Genomic DNA, 7478 nt, shown 5'->3' with positions numbered 1-7478 from the left:
GCGTGCCCGGCCGGAACCCGGCCGGGCACGCGTCCTCAGTGGACGCTAGTCGGTCGCGAGAGCGGCCACCGGACTCACCTTGGCCGCCCGGCGGGCGGGCAGGACGCCGGCCACCGCGGTCAGCAGGACCAGCACCACGAACACCGCCAGGAGCTGCCAGACCGGCAGGGTGAGCGGGGCGTTCACGCCGAGGGCGGCGACGGCCAGCCAGGCGTACGGCACCCCGAGCACCAGCCCGAGCAGGGCCCCCATCACGCCGTACAGGGCCGCCTCGGTGGTAAGCATCGCCCGCAGGCCGCCGCGGGACAGGCCGACCGCCCGCAGCAGGCCGGCCTCGCGGATCCGCTCGACCACCGACAGGGCGGTCGTGGTGCCGACGCCGACCACCGCGATCAGCACGGTCAGGCCCATCAGCCCGACCGCGATGGCGAGCAGGATGTTGAGCTCGCTGTTGATCTGGTCGCGCTGGTCGGCCAGCACGTCGATCGCGTAGCCGTCGGAGGCCGAGCCGGTGAGGTCGGCCATCGCCTTGCGGCCGTCGGCCCGGCCCTGTTCGCCCGCGGTCGCCTGGTCGGCCAGCAGCCCGCTGTATCCCGCGGCCGGCGCCCCGAGCGTGGTCAGGTCGGACGAGTCGAGCACCAGCGCCGAGCCGAGCGGGGCCGAGTCGGCGAACAGGGCGACGACCGTCAGGCCGACCGTCTTCCCGCCGTGCGTGATCCTGGCCGTGTCGCCGACCTTGAGCCCGGTGTCGGTGGCCGTGAAGTCGGAGATCGCCACCTTGCCCGGGCCGAGGTCGGCCAGGCGGCCCCCGGCCACGTCGAGCGTGGCCAGCCGGGGCACCGAACTCGGCTTCAGGTCATTGGCGTCCAGGGCGGCGTCGAGCCCGGCCACCTTGACGTCGAGCCGGCGGTACGGCACGACGTGCGCCAGCTCGGGCCGGGCCGCGATCTTCTGCTCGAGGGCCGCCGGCAGCTTGGCGTCGCCGCCCGGGGTGAGCTCGAAGTCGGCCGGGGAGGAGAGCGCGGCCTCGCGGTCGGCCCGCACCTTGATCGAGGCGCCGCCGACCAGCGTGCCCGCGATCAGCGTGACGCCGAGCGCGACCACCACCGACACCGCGGCGGCCCGGCGCGGGGCGCCGCCCACTCCCCCGGCGGCCAGGCGGCCGGTCGGGCCGCTGCGCCGGATCGGCCAGCCGGCCGCGAACAGCACCGGCCGCACGACGACCGGCCCGAGCGCGATCAGCGCGAAGAACGCGAGCGTGCCCGACGCGACCACTTCGAGCAGGGGCAGGTTGGGGTTGTAGTTCTTGGGGTGCGCGCCGGGCAGGTTGGCCAGCACCAGCCCGCCGAGCGCGGCCGCGCCGACCGCCAGCAGCAGGCCGACCGCCCACCGCAGCTTGCCGATGTCCTTGCGCCCGCCGGTCGTGCTGGCGGTGCGCAGGGCCTCCAGCGGGGCGACCTTGGCCGCCGAGAAGGCGGGCGCCACGACGGCCAGGATCGTGATCACGACGGCCAGCACGACCGTGCCGACGGCCGGCAGGAGCGGGAAGCCCGGCGAGACGATCTTCCAGCCGGCCCCCTTGCCGATCGCCGTGACCAGATGACCCGCGCCGAGCGCCAGCAGCGTGCCGACCAGGCCGGTGACCAGGCCGGTCAGCGCGCCCTCGACGGCCAGCGACCAGCTCAGCGAGCGCCGGTTGGCGCCGATCGCCCGCAGCAGCGCGAGCTGGCGCAGGCGCTGGGCGAAGACGATGCGGAAGGTGCTGGTCGCGACCAGGCCGGCCGCCACCACCGCGATCGCCACGAACATGGCGACGACCGCGAAGACCGAGTCGATGTCGGCCGCCTTGGACTTCGCCTCGGCGTGCCGCACGTCGGCGCCGGCCTCGACCTTGGGCAGGTCGGCCGCCTCGCTCGCCGGGATGGCGGCCTGGACGATCGAGCTCACCTTCTGCCGCACCGCCGCCGCGTCGGCGCCGGGTGTCAGCCGTACGTCGATCTGGTTCAGCGACCCGTCGGCGGTCAGTGCGGAGACCACGGGCTGGGTCGCGTACAGCTGGGAGCCGAAGTCGCCCGGGACCGTGACCGTGCCGACCACCGTGAGGTGCGCCGGGGCCTGGGGTTTGCCGTTCTTGTCGAAGCGCAGTGTCAGCGAGAGCTGGGAGCCGACCTTGAGGCCGAGCCGGTCGACCGTGCGCGGGGTGACCGCGACCTCGTTCGGCCCGGCCGGGTAGCGGCCCGAAGCGAGCTTGGCCCGGGCCAGCGGGCCGGTGCCCGGGTCGCCGGACAGGTCGAGGTAGTCGGCGCCGTACTGCCCGCCCACCCCGACCTCGCCGACCGCCTCGGTCACGCCCGGCACCGCCTTGATCCGGTCGAGCATGGCGGTGGTGACCCGGCCGTCGTGCACGACCAGGTCGGCCGCGACCGGGGTGTCGCTGAGGCCGTCGAGCAGGCTGTTCTTGGTGATCTGCTGGGCGAGCACGGTCGAGTAGACGACGAACGAGACGACCAGCACGGCCAGGCCGGTCAGCAACAGCCGGGCCGGGCGCCGGAGCACGCCGCCGAGCTGGGTGCGGAGCACGGCCCTCACCGGTTCACCGCCAGGCTCTGCAGGGCGTCGGTGACCGAGTGGATGTCGGGGCGCTCGATGTCGCCGGCGACACGGCCGTCGGCGAGCAGCACGGCGCGGTCGGCGTACGCGGCGGCGCTCGGGTCGTGGGTCACCATGACCACGGTCTGGCCGAGGTCGCGCACCGACGTACGCAGGAACGACAGCACCTCGGCGCCCGAGCGCGAGTCGAGGTTGCCGGTCGGCTCGTCGGCGAACACCACCTCGGGCCGGGCGACCAGCGCGCGGGCCAGCGCGACCCGCTGCTGCTGGCCGCCGGAGAGCTCGCTCGGCCGGTGCGCGAGGCGGTCGGTCAGCCCGAGTACCCCGGTCAGATGGTCGAACAGCGGCCGGTCCGGCTTGCGGCCGGCCAGCTCGAGCGGCAGCGTGATGTTCTGCGCCGCGGTGAGCTGGGGCAGCAGGTTGAACGACTGGAAGACGAAGCCGATCCGCTCCCGCCGCACCCTGGTCAGCACCTTGTCGCCCCCCTTTTTGTGGGCGAGGACCGTCAGGTCGGTGCCGCCGAGCAGGGCCTGCCCGCTGGTCGCCGTGTCGAGGCCGGCCAGGCAGTGCATGAGGGTCGACTTGCCACTACCGGACGGGCCCATGATCGCGGTGAACTGGGCCCGGCCGAAGCCGACGGTCACCCCGTCCAGGGCGCGGACCGCGGTGTCGCCGTGACCGTAGACCTTGACCAGGTCCACCGCGGCAACCGCGGCCATCCCGTCGTTGGTGTTCATGAAGTCTCCAGAAGGAGTGGGAGCGGAACCGGACAGCGACGATTCTCGGGTTGGCCCGGGGCTCGGCACATCGGTCCACAGCCAGGGATGGGGATCTACCTTTCGGCAGATGGAGACCGGTGCGACGCCAACTACGCTGGGTCACGATGTTGACGAATCCGAACCGGAAGCTGCTGCTGCGGGTGGGCCAGCTGGGTGCCCTGGGAACGCTGTTCCTGCTGGGCATCTTCGACGTGAACCAGAGCATGCACGCGGGCGCCGGCTTCGCGCTCTTCCAGGTGGCCGCCGCGATGCTGGCCGCCGCCGTCTGGCTGCCCAGCCATCCGCAGGGCTCGGAGACTCTGCCGAAAGTCGCATTCTGGCTCGGCATCGGCTCGCTGATCCTGACCGCGGTGATCTCGGCCGCCTCCTCGATGAACGAGTCGAACCGCGGGTTCTGGGGGCTCGCCGAGTCGCTGGCGCTGCTCGGCGTCCTCTTCGTCGTCGCCCGCCGCGGCAAGCCGGGCTGGTCGGTCGCCGCCGTCGCCTCGGTCGGCGCGGCGGTCACCTTCATCCCGCTGCGCGGCGGCTGGGACCCGAGCTATGTCATCTTCGGCCTGATCCAGGCGCTCGCCGCGACCGGCGCCATCGGCCTCGGCGTCTACCTGCGCACCATCGAGAGCTCGCGGCGGCGAGCGGTCGATGCCGTACGCGCCGAGCAGCGCACCGAGTTCGCCCGCGACCTCCACGACTTCATCGCCCACCACGTGACCGGCATCGTCGTGCAGGCCCAGGGCGCCAAGTTCATCGCCGAGCAGGACCCGCAGCGGGTGCTGGTCGCGCTGGAGCAGATCGAACAGGCGGGTGCCGAGACGATGGCCTCGATGCGCCGGATGGTCGGCGTGCTGCGCGACCCGTCGTCCAGGCCGGACGCTCCGCTCGCCCCGGTGGCCGGCGTGCCCGAGCTGGGGCTGCTGACCGAGCAGTTCACCTCGGCCGGCGGCCCGCTGGCCCGGCTGCACGTCGACGGCGACCCGGCCGGCCTGCCGGTCGAGGTGTCCACGTCGGCCTATCGCGTGGTGATGGAGGCGCTGACCAACATCCGCCAGCACGCGAACGCCGCCCGGGTGGCCGACATCTGGGTGCGGCGTACGCCCGACTGGCTGCTGGTGCGGATCGCCAACGACGGGCAGCCGCCCAAGCCGGCCACGCCCCGGGAGCGCCCGGGGTACGGTCTCGTGGGCCTGACCGAACGGGTCCGCGCGGTCGGTGGCCGCATCACGGCCGGTCCCGGCATCGAGGGCGGCTGGGTGGTCGACGCCGCGTTCCCCCTCTCCTCCAAGGCGGAGTAATGATCCGGGTGATGATCGCGGACGACCAGGCGATGGTCCGGACCGGCTTCGGCATGATCATCGGCGCCCAGCCCGACATGGAGGTCGTCGGCGAGGCGGCCGACGGGGTCGAGGCGGTCGCGCTGGCCCGCCGGCTCAAGCCCGACGTGGCCCTGTTCGACATCCGCATGCCCCGGATGGACGGCCTCGAGGCGCTGCGCCTGCTGGCCGGGCCGGGCGTGGCCGAGCCGATCAAGGTGGTCGTGGTGACCACGTTCGACCTCGACGAATACGTGCATCAGGCGCTGCGCAACGGCGCGGCCGGCTTCCTGCTCAAGGACTCCGGTCCGGCGCTGCTGATCGAGGCGGTGCGGGCGGCCGTGTCGGGCGACGCGCTGATCAGCCCGTCGATCACCGTACGGCTCCTGCAGCACCTCTCCCCGCCCGCCCAGACCACGCCGGACGACTCCGGGCTGTCGCCCCGCGAGATGGACGTGGTCAAGCTGACCGCCCGCGGGCGCACCAACGCCGAGATCGCGCAGGAGCTGTTCATCTCGGTCGGCACCGTGAAAACCCACCTGAGCAGCATCCACGCCAAACTCGACACCCGGAACCGGGTCGAGATCGCGGCCTGGGCCTGGGAGCGGAAGCTCGTTTCCTAGGGCCTGGCCTAGGTGACCGCGGCGGGCACCGCGGTCAGCCAGCGGAGCAGCGATCGGGCCGCGTCGACGACCAGCGCCCGGTCGTGGGTCAGCGCGAAGTCGAACTGCCGCTCGCCGTCCTTGGTGGTCTCGCCGACGTCGCGCGCCACGAGGGCGGCCGCCCGGTGGGGACCGACCACGATCACGTTCCACTCGGCGCGCAGCGGGTCGTTCTCGGCCAGCCCGGCGCCGCGTACGCCCGGAGCCGGCTCATTTCCCAAGCCGGCGCCGAGCGCCGCGACCAGCGGGCTGTGGCCCGCGATGCGGGCGAAGCGTTCGGCGGCCTGCCCGTTGAAGAACCGGGCGTCCTGGAAGCAGGCGAGCAGCACCGGCGGCTCCGGGCCGGAGCCGGCCAGGGCTTCCAGGTGCCGGCTCATCGGCATGAGCAGGCTCTTGGTGGTACGGGTGACCGGCCGCACCCGGCGGACGATCTCGAACGGCGTCCGGTCGGCCGGGCGGGGCGGTTGGATCAGTGGGAGCCGGGCCTGGGCGCGCCGTCCGCGCGGCAGCGACCCGGGCCAGCCGTAGTGCCGGCCCTGCCCGACGGTGGCGCCCATCGCGCGGGCGGTGGCCAGGTGCTGGATCGTCTCGATGCCCTCGGCCAGCACGACCGCGCCGGTCGCCTCGGCGTAGGCGGCGACCGCCGCGACCACCCGGGCGGTGTGCGGGTCGTCCGGGGCGCGCAGCAGCTGCATGTCGAGCTTGACCACGTCGGGGTGCACGAACGGCATCAGCGCGAGTGAGGCCGGGTCGGCGCCGACGTCGTCGAGCGCCACCCCCCAGCGCGCTTCCCGCAGCTTCGCGGTGGCCGCGAGCAGCCCGGACGGGTCGCGGGCGAGGGCGCGCTCGGTCAGTTCGGTGACCACGCGCAGCCGGCGGGCGGCGGCCTGGTCGACGAGGTCGGCCAGGTCGGGCGGACCCACGGTGCCGACCGCCACCGGTTCCATGTTGACGAACCAGGTCAGCGCCGGGTCAGGGGCGGCGGCCAGGATGCTGCGGAACGCCTGCGCCCGGCACACCCAGTCGAGCTCGATCTCGCGGCCGGCCTCGCGGGCGGCGGCGAACATGTCGATCGGCGCCTCCCAGGGCGAACCGGCCGGGCCGCGGGTCAGCGCCTCGTAGCCGAGCACCCCGCCGGCGGTGATGTCGACCAGCGGCTGGAAGACCGTGGTAACGGCCCGGTGGTCGATGACCTGGTGGATGTCCCTCACGGCCCGCTTCATCGGCCTTTTTGCGGAGGTGCTTAAAAGTTAGCCGCCAGGTCTTTACTGTTAACAGCCTTTAATTTACGTTCATCGAAGTTGTCCCCCTTCGGCATTGGAGGCACAGCTCGATGAAACGGAGATTCGCCCTTCCCGCACTGACCGTCGCCGCCCTGGTCACCTCGCTGTTCGTCGCGGTATCCCCGGCCTCGGCGCACGGCTACATCTCGTCCCCGCCCAGCCGCCAGGCCAACTGCGCCAGCGGCGCCGTCGCCAACTGCGGCGACATCGTCTACGAACCCCAGAGCGTGGAGGCCCCCAAGGGCTCGACCCTCTGCAACGGCGGCGGCAGCCGCTTCGCCGTACTCAACGACAACAGCAGGAACTGGCCGGCCGCCACGGTCGGGCAGACCGTCACCTTCAACTGGGTGATCACCGCCCGGCACTCGACCGCGACCTGGGAATACTTCATCGGCAACACGCTGCTGGCGTCGTTCAACGACAACGGCGCCCAGCCCGGCGCGACCAAGCAGCACACGGTCGGCATGAAGGGCTTCACCGGCCGGCAGACCGTGCTCGCCCGGTGGAACATCGCCGACACGGTGAACGCGTTCTACTCCTGCGTCGACGTGAACATCGGCGGCGGCGGCGGATCGACGCCGCCTCCCGCGACCACTCCGCCCACCACGTCACCGACCACCCGCCCGACCACCGCGCCTCCCGCCTCCGGAACCTGGGCGGCCGGGACGGCGTACCGGCCGGGCGACGTCGTGACCTACAACGGCGTCTCCTACCGCTGCCTGCAGGCGCACACCGCCATCGCGGGCTGGGAACCGCCGAACGTCCCGGCCCTGTGGGCGCGCGCCTAGCCCTGCTGGCGGCGCTTCTTCTGGTCGCCGGCTGCTCCCCGGAGCAGCC

Annotated in this window: 6 protein-coding genes; 3 read left to right on the top strand and 3 right to left on the bottom strand. The window is 73.1% G+C overall.

All coding sequences use genetic code 11. The annotated features are described in order from the left end of the window. Window positions 1-45: 45 nt before the first annotated feature. A complete protein-coding gene (locus AB0M88_RS52410) occupies window positions 46-2589 on the bottom strand; it encodes an ABC transporter permease (RefSeq protein WP_364115882.1) in 2544 nt (847 codons plus the stop codon). Then, window positions 2586-3347 (bottom strand): ABC transporter ATP-binding protein, encoded by a 762-nt coding sequence (locus AB0M88_RS52405; protein ID WP_364115880.1) that lies wholly within the window; start codon window positions 3345-3347, stop codon window positions 2586-2588. Before AB0M88_RS52405 ends, AB0M88_RS52410 begins: the two co-directional genes overlap by 4 nt. Before the next feature lie 146 nt (window positions 3348-3493). Here AB0M88_RS52405 and AB0M88_RS52400 point away from each other — a divergent pair, with 146 nt between their 5' ends. After that, window positions 3494-4678, top strand: coding sequence for a histidine kinase (locus AB0M88_RS52400; RefSeq protein ID WP_364115877.1), 1185 nt, complete (start codon window positions 3494-3496; stop codon window positions 4676-4678). Next, complete coding sequence (locus tag AB0M88_RS52395; protein ID WP_364115875.1) at window positions 4678-5319, top strand: response regulator transcription factor; 642 nt, start codon at window positions 4678-4680, stop codon at window positions 5317-5319. Before AB0M88_RS52400 ends, AB0M88_RS52395 begins: the two co-directional genes overlap by 1 nt. Window positions 5320-5327: 8 nt before the next feature. Here the strand turns inward: AB0M88_RS52395 and AB0M88_RS52390 are convergent, their stop codons facing one another. Further along, on the bottom strand, window positions 5328-6569 hold the full coding sequence (locus AB0M88_RS52390) for an EAL domain-containing protein (protein ID WP_364115872.1): 1242 nt from the start codon (window positions 6567-6569) through the stop codon (window positions 5328-5330). Between the two features lie 122 nt (window positions 6570-6691). Between AB0M88_RS52390 and AB0M88_RS52385 the strand changes: the two genes are divergently transcribed. Then, on the top strand, window positions 6692-7429 hold the full coding sequence (locus AB0M88_RS52385) for a lytic polysaccharide monooxygenase (RefSeq protein ID WP_364115869.1): 738 nt from the start codon (window positions 6692-6694) through the stop codon (window positions 7427-7429). Window positions 7430-7478 lie beyond the last annotated feature (49 nt).

This window comes from Actinoplanes sp. NPDC051411, assembly GCF_040682075.1.
Classification (GTDB): domain Bacteria; phylum Actinomycetota; class Actinomycetes; order Mycobacteriales; family Micromonosporaceae; genus Actinoplanes.
Note: the sequence above shows the minus strand (reverse complement) of the source record. Positions and strands in the feature narration are given on the sequence as shown.

Coding starts and splice junctions, on each gene's coding strand:
- AB0M88_RS52405 (WP_364115880.1), bottom strand. CDS start 3,347: ATGAACACCAACGACGGGATGGCCGCGGTTGCCGCGGTGGACCTGGTC.
- AB0M88_RS52400 (WP_364115877.1), top strand. CDS start 3,494: ATGTTGACGAATCCGAACCGGAAGCTGCTGCTGCGGGTGGGCCAGCTG.
- AB0M88_RS52395 (WP_364115875.1), top strand. CDS start 4,678: ATGATCCGGGTGATGATCGCGGACGACCAGGCGATGGTCCGGACCGGC.
- AB0M88_RS52385 (WP_364115869.1), top strand. CDS start 6,692: ATGAAACGGAGATTCGCCCTTCCCGCACTGACCGTCGCCGCCCTGGTC.